Below are 14766 nucleotides of genomic sequence, written 5' to 3'. Positions count from 1 at the left end.
CTCCTACGGACTCGGCGGCCATGGTCTCTCCATGGCAGGAGGGCTGATGCGATGTCCCATCTCCGCCTGTGGAGAGGGACGCGTCAGGGTATCAACCAGCGGATTCCGCGGCCGAATCCACGGCTTCGACCGTGAACGGCACCGTGATGACCTCGCCGGCGCCCAGCCGGAACTGTGCCCACAAGCGGTAGAGCCCGGCCTTCGGTACGTCCAGGTGCAGCTCCAGCTCGGGCCCGAAGGTCGCGCCGGGCACTGCCAGGCCTTCGCCCTCGGCGTGACCGTGCACGAACGTCGCGCCGTCCGCGCTCATCACCACGACGTGGCCGGCCGCTCCCAGATAGGGTTGTAGATCGTCGACAATCCGGCCGCCTCGGTCGGTGAAGCGGAAGTGCAGGTCGGTCTCCTGGTCGGCCACCACATCGCCCTCGAGCTCGACGGTGACGTCGCCGACGGTCGACGAGCGCGGCCCGGCCTCGAGCGGGACGGCCGCGGGCTGCGTACCTCCGACCGTGAGCTGCTGCCGATCGAGCACGTCGGCGATGTCAGCACGCCGGCGAAACTCGGTGTCGACGCGGTAGGTGCCGCCGGCAGGGAAGGCCACGTCGGTCTCGAGCTCGCCCGGCCGCCCGGTGGGTTCCGCGTGCAGGTGACGGAACCAGGAGAGGTCCTGGCTGGTCACGATGACGTGCATCCAGGCCTGGTGGGTGCGACCGAGGTCGGTCACCGGCTCACCGGTCTCGGCGTCGGTCACCAGGAACCGGAGCCCACCGTCGCGGCGGGTCATCGCTACGTCGACCCCGGCGTCCTCGGCCGCGACCGGAGCGATGTCGACCTCGTGCATCTCCGTCATCGACGGCCGCATCGGGCTCATCCCCTGCGCCCACTCGAGGATGCCGTTCATGCCGCGCTGGGCCGGCTCGGTGCGGGAGAGATAGGTCAGGCTGCCGCCGATCGCCAGCGCGATCACGGCCGTGACCAGCAGGTATCCACCGTCGCGGGCCTTGGTGAGGAAGCCGCGACCGGCGTACGCCTCGGGCGTCTCGGGGCGGCGGAAGCCACGCAGCCGCAGCGCGTTGGTGACGACGCTGACCGAGCTCATCGCCATCGCAGCGCCGGCGAGGACCGGGTCGAGGAGGGCGAGCGCGGCGACCGGGATCAGGAGGACGTTGTAGGCGAAGGCCCAGAACAGGCCCTGCTTGATCGTCGCGACCGTGCGGCGGGAGAGGGCGAGCGCGGTGACCACGCCGCGGAGGTCTCCACCGACCAGGGTGATGTCGGAGGCGGCCAGGGCGACGTCGGTGCCGGTGCCGATCGCGATCCCGACGTCGGCCTGGGCGAGCGCCGGAGCGTCGTTGATCCCGTCGCCGACCATCGCGACGACCTTGCCGCCGACCTGAAGCTCCTGGATCCGGGCGAGCTTCTGCTCGGGCAGCAGACCGCCGGACGCGTGGCTCACGCCGACCTCGTCGGCCACCCGCGCCACCGTCTCGGCCGCGTCGCCGCTGAGGATGTGGACCTCGACGCCCGACTCCTCGAGCAGGCGGACGGTCTCCCTGGCCTCGTCCCGCACCTGGTCCTCGACCCGGATCGACCCGGCGTACGCACCGTCGACGGCGATCAGCACCGAGCCGTCGTCGGCGGCCTCGATGTCCTCTTCGGCGAGCATCGCGGAGTTGCCGACGAGGACGCGTCGACCGTCGACCATCGCGCTGATTCCGCGCCCCGGGTGTGCCTCGAACGCCGAGACGTCAGGCGCGTCGGTCGAGACGTCGCGTACGTCGGTCGAGACGTCACCAGGTGACCGCTCGGCCGACCGGGCCGACGCCTCGGCAGGGGTTCCGGCGCGGGCGCGGAGGGCGGTCGCCAGCGGGTGGTCGCTGCCGGTCTCGGCGGCGGCTGCGATGCGGATCAGCTCGTCGGGCGTCCAGCCGTCAGCGGGGGTGATGTCCGAGACCTCGGGCTTGCCGTGGGTGATCGTGCCGGTCTTGTCGAAGACGATGGCGGTGACCGAGCGGGCGCGCTCGAGGGTCTCGCCCGAGCCGACGAGCACGCCGAGCTCGGCGGCGCGGCCGGCGCCGACCATGACCGCGGCCGGTGTGGCGAGGCCGAGCGCGCACGGGCAGGCGATGATGAGGACCGCGATCGCAGCAGTGACCGCGCTGGTCAGCCGCTCGGTGTCGGGTCCGAGGAGGAGCCAGCCGAGGAAGGTCAGCGCGGCGACGACCAGCACAGCGGGAACGAAGACGGCGGAGACCCGGTCGGCGAGACGCTGCAGCTTGGTGCCGGAGCCCTGGGCCGACTCGACCATCGCGATGATCTGGGCCAGGGTGGTCTCGGAGCCGACCGCGGTCGCCTCGATCTCGAACGAGCCGGTCTGGTTGATCGTGGCGCCGATGACGATGTCGCCCTCGACCTTCCGCACCGGGTCGCTCTCGCCGGTGAGCATGGACTCGTCGACGTAGGACGAGCCCGCGACGATGCGGCCGTCGACCGGGATCTTCTCGCCTGCGCGGACCCGGATCCGGTCGTCGACCTGCAGGTTCGCGACGGGCACGGTGACGTCTCGGCCGTTGCGTACGACCGTCGCCGTCTCCGGCATCAGGCCGACCAGGGCCTTGACCGCATCAGCCGTACGCGACTTGGCCCGGGCCTCCAGCCAGCGGCCCATCAGCACCAGCGCGACGATGACCAGGGCGGTCTCGAAGTAGAGGTGGAGCGGCAGCCCCCAGGCCTCGGCCTGCCCCATCCACAAGGTCACGAAGGCGCTGTAGGCGAAGGCGATGCCGGTGCCGAGCGTGACCAGGGTGTTCATGTCGACGGAGCCGTGGCGGATGCCCCGCACCGCGGCGAGATAGATGTCGCGGCCCGCCCACCACTGGGTGACTGCGGCGACGACGAGCACGATCGACATGACCGGCTCCATGGCGTTCACCGGGAGCGGGACGTACATCAGCGCCATCAGGCCCAGCCCCACCGCCAGCGCAGTGATCCATCGCCGCTTGAGCTGGACGAGCTCGTTCTCGCGGCGTGCCTCTCGGTCGTCTGTCTCGGCCTCGGGTTCATCCGGATTGTCGACAGTCGACGATCGGAGGATGGCCTGGTAGCCCGCCTTCTCGATGGCGGCGCTGATCTCGGCGAGATCGGTCCGGGCGGGATCGAAGTGCACCAGGGCGGTCTCGGTGGCGAGGTTGACGTTGGCGTCCTCGACGCCTTCGACGCGGCTGATGGCCTTGGTGACCCGGCGGACGCAGCTCGCGCAGGTCATCCCCTCGATCTCGAGCTGCTCCTCGGTGGGCGTGGCGGCGGTGGGGGCCATGGCGATCAGGCCAGCGAGTAGCCGGCCTCTTCGACGGCCGCGCGGATGGCGTCGTCGGAGACCGGCTCGTCAGAGGTGACGGTGACGTTGCCCGAGGCCAGGTCGACGTCGACGTTGCTCACGCCGGCGATCTCGGTGACCTCCTCGGTGACGGAGGCGACGCAGTGGCCGCAGGTCATGCCGACGACGGTGAAGTTCTGAGTGCTCATGACGGTTCCTAAGGTTGTTGGATTGTTGACAATCAGGATCGGACGAGGCGGGCGATGGCGGCAGAGGCCTCAGCGAGCTTCTCGTCGGCCTCGGCGCCGCCGTTCTGCACGGCGCCGGCGACGCAGTGACCGAGGTGCTCGTCGAGCAGCCCGAGGGCCACCGCCTGGAGCGCCTTCGTGGAGGCGGAGACCTGGGTGAGGATGTCGATGCAGTAGGCCTCGTCCTCGACCATCCGCTGCAGCCCGCGCACCTGACCTTCGATGCGCTTGAGGCGCTTCAGATAGGCCTCCTTGTTCTTGTTGTGGAGGTATCCGTGATCTGCGTGGCCTTCGTGCCCACTGTGCTCGTCCATGGCGTCTACCATACCCCCGTAAGGTATGAAGTCAATCCGAATTGCGTCGGAGGCCGTCGGTGCCGGGTCCTAGACTGACCACATGGCTGTTGCGATCGGTGCCCACGTAGACCAGACCGACCCCGTCGCCGAGGCGACCGCGCGCGGAGCGAGCCTGGTGCAGTTCTTCCTGGGCGACCCGCAGTCCTACAAGGGCCCGGTGGTGACGTACGCCGAGGGCGCTGCCGCCCTCAAGGCTCGCGCGGAGGAGGAGGGCGTCGACCTCTACGTCCACGCGCCCTACATCATCAACGTCGCCACCACGAACAACCGGATCCGGATCCCGAGCCGCAAGCTCCTCCAGCAGCACATGGACGTCGCCGCGGAGGTGGGCGCGAAGGGCCTGATCGTCCACGGCGGGCACGTCAACAAGGACGACGACCCCGCGAAGGGCTTCGACAACTGGCGCAAGGCCGTGGAGGCGACCGACATCAAGGTGCCGCTGCTGATCGAGAACACCGCCGGCGGCGACAACGCGATGGCGCGCTACCTCGACCGGATCGCCGGCGTCTGGGAGGCGATCAGCAAGGCCGAGGGCGCGGAGGACGTCGGCTTCTGCCTCGACACCTGCCACGCCCACGCCGGCGGCAACCCGCTCGAGACGATCGTCGAGGACGTCCGCAAGATCACCGGCCGGATCGACCTGGTCCACTGCAACGACTCCCGCGACGAGTTCGACTCGGGCGCCGACCGCCACACCAACTTCGGCGCCGGCCGCATCGACCCCGACCTCCTCGCCGGTGTGGTTCGCGATGCCGGCGCCCCGGTGATCTGCGAGACCCCCGGCGGCGCCGAGCAGCACGCCAGCGACTTCGCCTGGCTCCGCGAGCGGCTCTGACCGGGACCATGACCACGGAGCCTACGAGGCCTCTGCGCAGGCTCGGTTTCCTCACCATCGGGCTCTTCGACCCCGCCGCGCCCGCCGCGGGCCACGAGGAGACCTTGCAGATCATCGAGCTGGGCGAGGAGCTCGGCTTCGACTCGGCCTGGCTGCGCCACCGACACCTGCAGTACGGCATCTCCTCGCCGATCGCGGTGATGGCCGCGGCGACTCAGCGCACGTCGAGGATCGAGCTCGGCACCGCGGTGACCCCGCTCGGTCTGGAGAACCCGTTCCGCCTCGCCGAGGACCTCGGCACCGTCGACGTACTCTCCGACCGCGGCAGCGGCGGCCGGATCAACGCGGGCGTCAGCGTCGGGCCGCCGATGAACTACGACGCGCTCAAGGACCACCTCTATCCGGACACCCACGACGTCGAGGACTTCACCTACACCCGCGTCGAACGGCTCCTCCACAACCTCGAGGGGAAGCCGGTCTCGACCTTCGAGGGCACCCGCGGCATCGAGACCTTCTCCCGCAGCATCCAGCCGCAGTCGCCCGGCCTGCGCGACCGGGTCTGGTACGGCGGCAGCTCCACCCGCAGCGTCACCTGGGCCGCCGAGCACGGCCTCAACCTGCTCACCTCGAGCGTGATCGACGCCGAGGGCGACGACTTCGCGCAGATCCAGCGCGCCCAGATCGACCTCTTCCGCTCGCTCCACCCGGCCGGCGAGGCAGCCCGCGTCTCCCAGGGCCTCGTGGTGATCCCCACCGACTCAGCGACCCCGGAGCAGCGACAGCGGTACGAGGCGTACGCAGCGGCCCGGCTGCCCCGCACCCGCGAGCCGCAGCAGCTCGGTCCCCACAAGCGCGCCTTCTTCGCTCCTGACCTGGTCGGAAGCAGCGAGCAGCTGGCCGAGATGCTCGCCGCGCACGCAGGCTTCCGGGCGGTCGACGAGGTCGCTTTCGCGCTCCCGTTCACCTTCGGCCACGACGACTACGTGCAGATCCTCACCGACATGGCGACCCGGCTCGGACCGATGCTCGGCTGGACGCCGGGACGCGCCGCTCGCTGAGGCAAGAACCCGCTGAACAGCGCCTGAATACTGGTCAAGAAGGACCACCCAGTGGGATCGCTGGCTATGACCCAACCGGGCCATTGACTTATTCTTAATCGAATGAGCACGAATTGGCGCGCCGATGTTCAGGGTCTCCGTGCCGTCGCTGTCGGTCTGGTGATCGCAGGGCACGCGGGGCTCTCCGGGTTCGAGGGAGGCTTCGTCGGAGTCGACGTCTTCTTCGTCCTCTCCGGGTTCCTGATCACCACTCTGCTGCTGCGGGAGACCGACCGCAGCGGCCGAGTCAGCATCAGCCAGTTCTACGCCCGCCGTGCCCGACGCATCCTGCCGGCGGCGACCGCAACGATGCTGGTCGTGCTGGCCTACAGCGCGATCGTCCTGCCCCAGACCCGCACCGACCAGATCGCCGGTGACGCGGGCTGGGCGGCCGTGTTCCTGGCGAACGTCCACTTCGCCAAGGAAGCCGTCGACTACTTCAACAACGCCGCGCCCTCGCCGTTCCAGCACTACTGGTCGCTGTCGGTCGAGGAGCAGTTCTACGTCGTCTGGCCGCTGCTCGTCCTCGCGGTCGCCCTGTGGATCCCGAAGCACCACCGCCGCCGCGCGATCACCGCGCTGGCCGCGCTCGTCGCCGTGGTCAGCCTCGTCTGGTCCGTGCACGTCACGGCCTCCGACCCGACCACGGCCTACTTCTCCACCCCGGCCCGCGCCTTCGAGCTCGCCGCCGGTGCCCTGCTCGCCTGCCTGGCCGGCCGCCTGCAGGTCACCACCACGTCGACCGCCGTCCGCCGGGTCGGCGCGGCCGCTCTCGGTGTTGCCGGTGTCGGCGGCCTGGTCTACGCCACGATGAGCTTCAGCGAGGCCACCCACTTCCCGGGATGGCACGCCACCGTCCCCGTGCTGGCCACGGTCGCGCTCCTGCTCGCCGGCCCCGCCACCCCGACCGGCTGGCTGCTCTCCAAGCAGCCGCTGCGCTATCTGGGTGACATCTCCTTCAGCCTCTACCTGTGGCACTGGCCGATCCTGATCCTCGCCCCCGAGGCGATCCCGGGCGGTGGCGTCCGCCAGCTGCTGATCATGCTGGCGATGATCCTGGCGGCCTCCGCGGCCAGCTACCACTGGATCGAGATGCCGTTCCAGCGCCACAAGATCCCTCACCTCACCAAGGGCCGCCGGGCGCTCGCGCTCTGGCCGGCCGCCGCGGCGCTCGCCCTGGTCGCGGGCACGAGCTCGCAGGCGTACGCCGGCTATCAGGTCGACGTCGCCAAGGCCAACGCCGAAGAGTGGTTCGCCGACAACCCCGAACTCCTCGAGACCGAGAACAAGCCGGTCACCGGGGTGCTGAAGAAGACGATCAAGGCCGCCGAGGACGGCGCGCCGCTGCCGCCCGAGGTCGAGTTCGACGCCGAGGACTCGTGGGCTGAGCGTGGCGGCTACTGCTACGCCGGCTACGGCGAGACCAAGCTCGACGGCGACTGTGTCTACGGCGACCCGAAGGCGAAGCGTACGGTCGCGGTCGTCGGCGACTCCCACATCGGGATGTGGCTGCCCGCGCTCGACACCCTTGCCGAGCGCCAGCACGTGCGGCTGGTGCCGTTCGTGAAGCTCGCCTGTGCGGCCTACGGCGTCAAGCAGACCTCCTCGAAGATGTCCGTCGAGGAGTGCGAGGACTTCCGGGAGTGGACGAACGAGCAGATCACCAAGCTCGACCCGGAGACGATCGTCGTCGGCGCGCGCGGCATGCTCGACATGAAGGAGCGCGACGGCGTCTCCACCGAGCAGCAGTGGCGCGAGGGCGTACGCCGCGGCGTGCGGTCCTTCGAGAAGATCACTCCGGACGTACGCGTCTTCGCCGACGTCCCATCGGTCGACGACGACCCCGGCGAGTGCCTCTCCGACGCCCGCAACCTCCTCGAGGACTGCGTGGTCAAGGCCGACGGCACCGAGGTCGACTCCAACGAGGTGACCCAGGAGGCGCTCGAGGGCACCAGGGCGGCGTACGTCGACATCGTCGACCTCGTCTGCAGCGAGCGCTGCCCGCTCGTCGTCGGTGACGTTGTCACCTACTACGACGACTCCCACATCACCGCGACCTGGGTCAACCGGGTGACCCCGGCTCTCGGCAAGCGCCTCGGCCGCCTGGGCCGCCCCGCCTAGAATCTGCCGACCGGCGGTCGAGCCTGTCGAGACCCACTCCCGAACCATCGCGTCCCGACTAGAACCTGCCCACCGGTGGTCGAGCCTGTCGAGACCCGCGGCCGAACCACGGCGTTCCGACTAGACCCTGCCCACCGGTGGTCGAGCCTGTCGAGACCCGCGGCCGAACAATGTGTTCCACCTAGAACACATTTCAGTTCTGCGCTGCCGAAGCATTGCCGTGGCGATGCGGGAGCGGAAGAATCGAAGGTTGTCGGGTGGGGCAGTCAAGTCCCCTCACCGCCCCACCCGGCCCTGGGCGCCACGCCCGGCCCGACGCGGGTTGGGCATCCCCCTCGTGCCCAACCCGCGCTGCGGCCCCGAAACCGCAGGCCCTCCCCCGAAGGCCGCGGCGTTCAGCGTCCGAACCGAATCCCCCGATACCGGCCCGGACAGCCACAAGGAGTACGCAGCAGCCCGCCTGATACACGTTCGCGAAGCTTTTCTTCGACCGCCTTCCGGCTGACCCACGACCCTCGGACATTCCTGGACGAGTTGCCCGAAATCCTCTCCGGACCTGCTCGAACGCTAATAGCCTCCTGCTCATGCCTGGTCCGGGAATGCTCACGTTGATGCTGCTGCCCGCAGTCATCGGCGTCGTCATCATCGTCGCGCGCCCGAACGTCGCGACCTCACTGACGAGACTCCGCGGCACCTGGTTGATCGCGATCGCTGCGGTTCTCCAGTTCGTGCACGTCGAGGGGTGGTGGCCCGAGCAGGTTCCAGGCGCAGTCGAACGGCGTGTCTACGCAGTTCTGGTCATCGCGGTGGCTCTGACGTTCTCGTGGTTGAACAGGTCTCTGTGGACCCGGGGGACCGGGCGCTGGGCACTGTCGCTGATCCCGCTCGGGACCATGTCGAACGCCATCCCGATCGCGGTCCTCGGAGCGATGCCCTACAGCCTCCCCGGCGCCCGCATCGCCGGGTACACCGACGCAGCCTTGGCCACCGACGCGCCCGGATATGTCCGTCTCGGCGCCGTGTCCCCGCTCTGGACACCGATAGCGGACGTGATCCCCGTTCCGGTGCTGATGAAGGTTCTGAGCCTCGGAGACCTGTTCCTGCTGACCGGTCTCGTCCTGCTGATCGTCGCCTGCTGCCTGTCGAAGCCTGAGGACGAGCCGGACGCCGCCACCCCGTCGGGCGGGGCGATCCAGCCATCGGTGTGACCCGCACCGATCTGCCCGATCCCACGAGAGGAGGAACTGATGGGCTTCAACGACCTGAAGGCACGCTTGTACCTGGCCGGAGCCACGGTCGTGCCGACCGCGCTGGCGATCTACGCCCTCGCCGCGCCGCACAACCAGCCCGACTGAGCACAGCATCGGCGGGCGTGGACGCAGCGTCGCGCCCGCCGATCCAGGCTCGCTACGAGAAGCAGACGAACGGAGCCGGCGGCGCCTCCGTCGTCGTCGGCGGAAGCGACTCGGCGAGCGCCTCTGCGGGGCCCAGACCCTTCGCCAGCGCGCCGTGCAGTCGGCTGAACACCTCGTACGCGGCCTCGTCGGCGACCACGGCCGGCGAGGCGATCACGGCGCGGGCTCCGGCGTGGAGCCAGGCGCCCACCAGACCGATCAGCTCCTCGCCCCACCGGATCGTCGACCGGCCGACCTCGCACGCCGAGAGGAGCACGACGTCGGGGACGGCGGCGAGGCCGTCGATGTCGTAGCCGTACCAGGTGCCGTCGATGAGCTCGAGTCCCGAGAAGAGCGGGTTGTCCGCTGAGTGGTGACCGTGGGCGGCCAGGTGGAGGACGTCGACCTCGCCCGCCAGCGCGGACACGGCGGCCGCGGTGGCATCGGAGCCGGTCAGGGTGCGCGCGCCGGACCATGCGGTGGCGCTCTTGGCCACCTCGTCGGCGGCGCGCATCACCCGCGGTCCGGCGACGAACCCGGCGGTGGCGGTGCGCAGTGGCGTATCCGCACGGCTCAACCATGCGGTGGCGCTCTGGGCGACGGTCACCGGTCGGCCGGTGAAGCCCGGCAACAGCGTCCACGGCACCGTCGCCAGGATCGCCGAAGGGGTCAGCACCACAGGTCGATCCCCGACCTGCTCGAGCACCGGGGTGACCAGCAGGTCGGACAGCTGTTGGAGGCGGGCCGCCAAGTCACCGCGTACAGCGGCGCCCAGCGGCCCCGGCAGGTCGCTCGCTGCGACGTCGAGGTCGGGAAGCAGGCCGCCGAGGAGTGATCCGAGGGCAGCCCGGTCGCCGAGGTCGACTCTCGTGGTGCCCTTGTCGGTCACCACGACCGCGACGATGCAGCCGGCCGCGACGACGTAGGCGACGAGCGCGTGCTTGCCGATACGGTCCTGCAGGTCCAGGAGGGAGACCGGGTCCGAGACCTGGCCGGATCCCTTCACCCGCCAGGCGCGCTGGCGGATCTGCTCACGCAGCTCGGTCTCCCGCTCAGGCGTGACGCCACTCCTCAGCTCGGCCAGGTCTGCGGCGAGCTGGGGGTCGGAGGGCGCCCGCACCGGCTGGACCCTCGACGCCAACATCCGCGATCGCTCCGACCACTCGAAGAGTGCATCGGTCTTGCCCGACTGCACGGCCAGCTCGAGACCTCGCTTGGCCAGAATCCTGCCGTGACCGGCGACGTTGGTCTGCAGGTCCAGGCTGCCGAACGAGCTCTGCCACAGATGGAAGTCGTCGAGCCCCGACCGCAGCTCCCGGAGCCCGGCGCCGCCACGACCGGCGATCACGGCGAGCTCGGCGCGCAGCTCGCGCTCGAGCAGGCGGATGTCGATCGGCGCCTCCCGCGGGACCGGGCCGATCACCCGCGTACTCGCCGGCCTCGTGGGCAGGCCGCCGTGGTCCGCCGAGCGGATACGAGCCAACCGGGACTGCAGGCGCACTCGCAGAGCCGGCCAGCTCAGTCCCTGCTCGTCGAGCGGAGCAGCGAGCGCCTCGCCGTCCTCGCTCGGATCCTCCCCGGCCATCACCGCCGCCTCGAACGCCACCGCGCGAGCACGCAGCGCCAGTCCCGGCGCCCGCGCCTCCTCGAACCGGCTCAACGCCGAGCGCGCCACCTGCACAGCCTCAACCGGGTCCGTCGGCACCAGATGGGAAGCCAGCGCCAACTCGGCCTCACCCTGCCGTTGGCGCTGACCCTTCGATTCGTACGCCTCGGCCGCCTGGCGCAGCATCTCGCCGCCCTGCCGCGTCAGCCCCGCAGCCATCAGCACCTCGGCCCGGTCGGCGTCGCACACCGCCTTGACCAGAGGGCCGGCCGCTGCTTGGGGCTCATACGAGGATTCCATCAGCGCGAGCGCGCCGACGAGATCGCCCGAAAGAAAGAGGGCGTAGGCACGGTTGTGATCCGCTTGGGCCGCCGCTAGGGCGTTCCCCGTCTCCAGGTAGCTGGCCGCGGCCTTTCGAAAGTCTTCAACGGCTGCCTCGAGGTCGAAGCGGTCGAGGTGGACCGTACCTCGGTTGAGGTACGCGTCCGCTAGGTCTTGGGGATAGTCGGCGAGAGCTCTGATCGCCTCCCCGAACACCGCGAGCGACTCCGCAGCTCGCCCCGCGCGGCGCAGAAGCGTCGCACGTTGTTGAAGGAGGGCGCCGAACGTTTTGCCCCTGAGTCCGTCGAGGCTCAATGCCTGATCAAGTAGATCCAGGGCCGTGTCGAAGTTCGAATCGTCCGCTGCAAGGTACGCGAGTGTTGACTCCGCCCGCGCCTGGACCTCATTGTCCCCCTCGGCTACCGCTTGCTCCCGGGCTTGATTGAGCAGTCGTCGGGCCTTGGATACGTCACCTGAGACGGACGCGTCTACGCCCATCTGATGAAGGTCCTCTGCACTGCTCATCAACGTATTAGACCGGAGGCTTGAGCGTAGTCAGCGCCTCAAGCGCCGCCCACGCCCGCTTCTTGTCCTGCTTCTCGTCGCCAGGCTGGCCGTGGTCGAGCAGCCACTGCGCGATCTTGCCCGCCAGCAGTGGCGCGGCGAAGGAAGTTCCGCTCCAGATGGCAAACCCTCCGGAGTAATCGTCCGGGTCGAGTGACGCCCGGGTCCGACCGAGGTGTTCGGTTTCGACGCCAGACTGATACCCACCGTCGAAGACCGTAGGCAGAGTGCTCACGACGCTGGCACCGATCTCGTGCGCACGCACCCACGGGCCCGCATTGCTAAAGAGCGCGTCAGTGGTGCCGTTCGGATTCAAAGCGCCGACGGAGACGATCGGAAGTACGTCGGGATCCTGTGGGATCGGTCCAGAACCGTCACTCCACGGGCCGAACGCCGCGGGGAAACTCGGCCGCGTGGTCGCGTCGTTACCTGCGGAGCAGACCACCAGGGTTCCGTTCGCCGACAGGTCAGCCAGAATCTCATAGAGAGTCGGATCGAAGAGGGCATCAGACGGCGTCTCGTGGTAGTAGCTGATCGACAAGCTAAGGACGTCGATCCGGCGGCCGCGCGGGTCGCCCTGTCGATAGAGGTGAACCAGTTCCGCGATCTGGGCGAGTGCCGTGATCCAGTCGGTTTCAGCGACCGACCCTTCAGGCGGCACGATCCGCCACGAATAGATGTCCGCGTCAGGACACGCCTGATGCACCAGACCGCTGATGAACGTGCCGTGTCCGGCGAGATCGTCGATCATTCCGTCCAGGGGGCCAACCTGATCTTCATCGACCTCAGAGTTCGGCACACCGTCGGGCCAGCCGATCTGGTGGTCTCCCAGTCGCACGTCTCGCCGAACGAAGTCGAGCCATGGATGATCACCGCACCCCGTGTCCAGGATGGCGACGACCGGGCGATCACCCTGCATCTCGCTGTCAGGGCGGCGAGCAGGGCGAGCGCCGACATAGGCGACCGGTTGGCGGCCACCCGTGCCGAGCGGGTCGTACCCGCCATCCGGGTTAGGACGGTTGTGCGGGTTCGGCCGGTTGTGGGGATTGGGCCGGTTATGCGGGTTGGGTCGGTTATGCGGATTAGGTCGGTTGTGGGGATTGGGGCGGTTGTGCGGGTCTGCCCCCGTCTCCGGAGCCGGAGACAGCACATGCTCGAGACTGACTCCCCGCGTACCTTCTTTCGACTCGGCCCGCATCATCTGCAGCACCGTCCAGGCATCAGGTGCTTGGGCGGCCTTGCCGGCCCGCACCCCGAGCCGTACACGACGAACACCGAAACGCAGATCGCGCGCGCACTCACGCTCGTCTTCGGGTTCAGCGCGCCAGCCAAACGCTTTGGCGGCCTCGCGAATGTGGCGCAACGTCCGATCGAAGTCGACGGACTTGGAAACGAGAAGAACAGTCGACGAGTAGACCGTAGATCCGGCGGTGACACCGTCCACCGCCATCGCGCTGGTGGGATCCAGCAGACGTGCCTCCGACCGTCCATAGGCCATCGACAGTCGTGGCTCACGCTTGGAATGCACTATTACTCCTGGATCAGATCTCGAACGTGGGGGTCAGGAAGGCAGAGGCGCCGTCGGCGGGCTCGAAGCGGAGCCGGATGAGGCCGGCGGGCAACGAGGTGAGCTCGAAGCGGCCGGAGGAGCCGAGGGTGACGGCGACGATGGGCGTACGCACGTCGTCGCCGCGGATCGCGCGGACGGTCATGGGTGCTCCCGGGACGACCCAGCCGTCGAGGCGGGCGGTCGTGTCGGAGTCGGAGGCGACGCGGACGAGCACGTCGACGCCGGACTGTGCGAAGCGCAGGGTGTAGGCGGAACGGGCCGAGGCGGGGGCGGCGGAGCGGACGCCGGAGACCTCGGTGCCCGAGGACGACTCGACCAGCAGCATCAGCTCGAGGTCGAGGCCGAGACCGGACTCCTCGGCGGCGCCGGCAGCAGCCGCCTGCATCCGGGAGATCAGGCCGCCGGGGACGGGGTCGCCCGCGACGTACGCCTGTCTGACCAGGCCCAACAGCTCCTCGCGCGAGGGCTCTTCCGAGCGACCCATCACGACACCCCCTCGTCCCACTGCGCTTCGCCGCGCAGCGCGTCCCGCAGCTTCCCGAGACAGCGGCCGCGGGTGGGGCCGATGCTGCCGATGGGCATGTTGAGCTCCTCGGCGAGGCCGGCGTAGTCCGGCCGGGCGGAGAAGGCGACCACGCGCAGCAACCGGCGACATCGCTCCGGCAGGCTCTCCACGGCCGTCCAGATGCGGGAGTTGCGGTCGCCCTCGACGACCTCCGACTCCGCCGAGCGCTGGGTGGGGGCACGGGACTCGAGCGCCTCGTCGTCCACAGGTACGTCACGACCGGACCGCCGAGCCACCCGCCATGCCTCGCGGCGCGTGGTGAGGGTGAGCCAGGCGCCGACGGCCGTGGTGTCGAGGATCGAGGAGTGCTTGCGGACGAAGGTGAGCCAGGTGTTCTGGACGACGTCCTCGGCCTGCTCCTGGGTGAGCCGGTAGGAGCGGGCGATCTGCCACAGGACCGGGGTCATCGTGGCGACGAGGTCGTCGAGGGCGGTGGAGTCGCCGCCGAGCCAGCGGTCGAAGTCGGCCCGGGCCTGGGACCACACGGTCGCAGGTGCGTCGGCATGACCGATCCCGCGTCGTACCCGTGTCACAGTCCCCTCCTCGACCGGCGACCTCCGGTTCGGCGCCGAGCCGGAGGGGGGCCCGATGACACGCGGACGCGTCATCGTGGTGGTCATGGTTGCTGTCACGGCTACAAGGAGACCCACGTCTCAGCCGTGATACATCTGGCCGCTGAGAATAGCGGTTCCAGGCAACAGACTCACTCGAAAACCGCCGTGCATCCACAGGAGACCCACTGCGCGGGTGGTCTCGAAAGCTCGCACACCAGC

General features: G+C 69.4%; 11 protein-coding genes. 4 read left to right on the top strand and 7 right to left on the bottom strand.

Annotated elements, in window-relative coordinates:
• Positions 1-91: 91 nt before the first annotated feature.
• The 3 genes from IEY81_RS04200 to IEY81_RS04190 are packed head-to-tail and all read right to left on the bottom strand — an operon-like array spanning position 92 to position 3878.
• Entirely contained in the window at positions 92-3316 is a 3225-nt protein-coding gene (locus IEY81_RS04200; RefSeq protein WP_189117187.1) for a heavy metal translocating P-type ATPase, read from the bottom strand.
• 5 nt (positions 3317-3321) lie between these two features.
• Complete coding sequence (locus tag IEY81_RS04195; RefSeq protein ID WP_189117186.1) at positions 3322-3525, bottom strand: heavy-metal-associated domain-containing protein; 204 nt, start codon at positions 3523-3525, stop codon at positions 3322-3324.
• Positions 3526-3557: 32 nt separating this feature from the next.
• A complete protein-coding gene (locus tag IEY81_RS04190) occupies positions 3558-3878 on the bottom strand; it encodes a metal-sensitive transcriptional regulator (protein ID WP_165112733.1) in 321 nt (106 codons plus the stop codon).
• 82 nt (positions 3879-3960) lie between these two features.
• On the opposite strand from IEY81_RS04190, the gene IEY81_RS04185 reads away from it, so the two are divergent.
• The 4 genes from IEY81_RS04185 to IEY81_RS04170 all read left to right on the top strand — a co-directional run bounded on the left by IEY81_RS04185 (position 3961) and on the right by IEY81_RS04170 (position 9181).
• Positions 3961-4755, top strand: coding sequence for a deoxyribonuclease IV (locus IEY81_RS04185; RefSeq protein ID WP_189117185.1), 795 nt, complete (start codon positions 3961-3963; stop codon positions 4753-4755).
• A gap of 8 nt (positions 4756-4763) precedes the next feature.
• Positions 4764-5813 (top strand): LLM class flavin-dependent oxidoreductase, encoded by a 1050-nt coding sequence (locus IEY81_RS04180; RefSeq protein ID WP_189117184.1) that lies wholly within the window; start codon positions 4764-4766, stop codon positions 5811-5813.
• 102 nt (positions 5814-5915) lie between these two features.
• Positions 5916-7973, top strand: a complete 2058-nt coding sequence (locus tag IEY81_RS04175) for an acyltransferase family protein (protein WP_189117183.1) — start codon at positions 5916-5918, stop codon at positions 7971-7973.
• A 584-nt stretch (positions 7974-8557) separates the two neighbouring features.
• A complete protein-coding gene (locus IEY81_RS04170) occupies positions 8558-9181 on the top strand; it encodes a DUF5317 family protein (RefSeq protein WP_189117182.1) in 624 nt (207 codons plus the stop codon).
• Between the two features lie 199 nt (positions 9182-9380).
• Here IEY81_RS04170 and IEY81_RS04165 read toward each other — a convergent pair whose 3' ends face one another.
• The 4 genes from IEY81_RS04165 to IEY81_RS04150 form a co-directional block, all read right to left on the bottom strand.
• The gene (locus IEY81_RS04165; RefSeq protein ID WP_189117181.1) at positions 9381-11273 is read right to left on the bottom strand and encodes a CHAT domain-containing protein; all 1893 of its coding nucleotides are present in this window, start codon (positions 11271-11273) and stop codon (positions 9381-9383) included.
• Positions 11274-11826: 553 nt separating this feature from the next.
• The gene (locus IEY81_RS04160) at positions 11827-13386 is read right to left on the bottom strand and encodes a S8 family peptidase (RefSeq protein ID WP_189117180.1); all 1560 of its coding nucleotides are present in this window, start codon (positions 13384-13386) and stop codon (positions 11827-11829) included.
• Between the two features lie 13 nt (positions 13387-13399).
• The gene (locus tag IEY81_RS04155) at positions 13400-13912 is read right to left on the bottom strand and encodes a hypothetical protein (protein WP_189117179.1); all 513 of its coding nucleotides are present in this window, start codon (positions 13910-13912) and stop codon (positions 13400-13402) included.
• Entirely contained in the window at positions 13912-14526 is a 615-nt protein-coding gene (locus tag IEY81_RS04150) for an RNA polymerase sigma factor (protein ID WP_189117178.1), read from the bottom strand. The genes IEY81_RS04155 and IEY81_RS04150 overlap by 1 nt, the downstream gene beginning before the upstream one ends.
• Between the last annotated feature and the right edge of the window lie 240 nt (positions 14527-14766).

Source organism: Nocardioides luteus, assembly GCF_014648595.1.
Taxonomy (GTDB): domain Bacteria; phylum Actinomycetota; class Actinomycetes; order Propionibacteriales; family Nocardioidaceae; genus Nocardioides; species Nocardioides luteus.
Note: the sequence above shows the minus strand (reverse complement) of the source record. Positions and strands in the feature narration are given on the sequence as shown.

Bases quoted from the DNA above. Each gene is read 5' to 3' on its own strand.
- IEY81_RS04200 (WP_189117187.1), bottom strand. From the start codon at position 3,316: ATGGCCCCCACCGCCGCCACGCCCACCGAGGAGCAGCTCGAGATCGAG.
- IEY81_RS04195 (WP_189117186.1), bottom strand. From the start codon at position 3,525: ATGAGCACTCAGAACTTCACCGTCGTCGGCATGACCTGCGGCCACTGC.
- IEY81_RS04190 (WP_165112733.1), bottom strand. From the start codon at position 3,878: ATGGACGAGCACAGTGGGCACGAAGGCCACGCAGATCACGGATACCTC.
- IEY81_RS04185 (WP_189117185.1), top strand. From the start codon at position 3,961: ATGGCTGTTGCGATCGGTGCCCACGTAGACCAGACCGACCCCGTCGCC.
- IEY81_RS04180 (WP_189117184.1), top strand. From the start codon at position 4,764: ATGACCACGGAGCCTACGAGGCCTCTGCGCAGGCTCGGTTTCCTCACC.
- IEY81_RS04175 (WP_189117183.1), top strand. From the start codon at position 5,916: ATGAGCACGAATTGGCGCGCCGATGTTCAGGGTCTCCGTGCCGTCGCT.
- IEY81_RS04170 (WP_189117182.1), top strand. From the start codon at position 8,558: ATGCCTGGTCCGGGAATGCTCACGTTGATGCTGCTGCCCGCAGTCATC.
- IEY81_RS04165 (WP_189117181.1), bottom strand. From the start codon at position 11,273: ATGGAATCCTCGTATGAGCCCCAAGCAGCGGCCGGCCCTCTGGTCAAG.
- IEY81_RS04155 (WP_189117179.1), bottom strand. From the start codon at position 13,912: ATGGGTCGCTCGGAAGAGCCCTCGCGCGAGGAGCTGTTGGGCCTGGTC.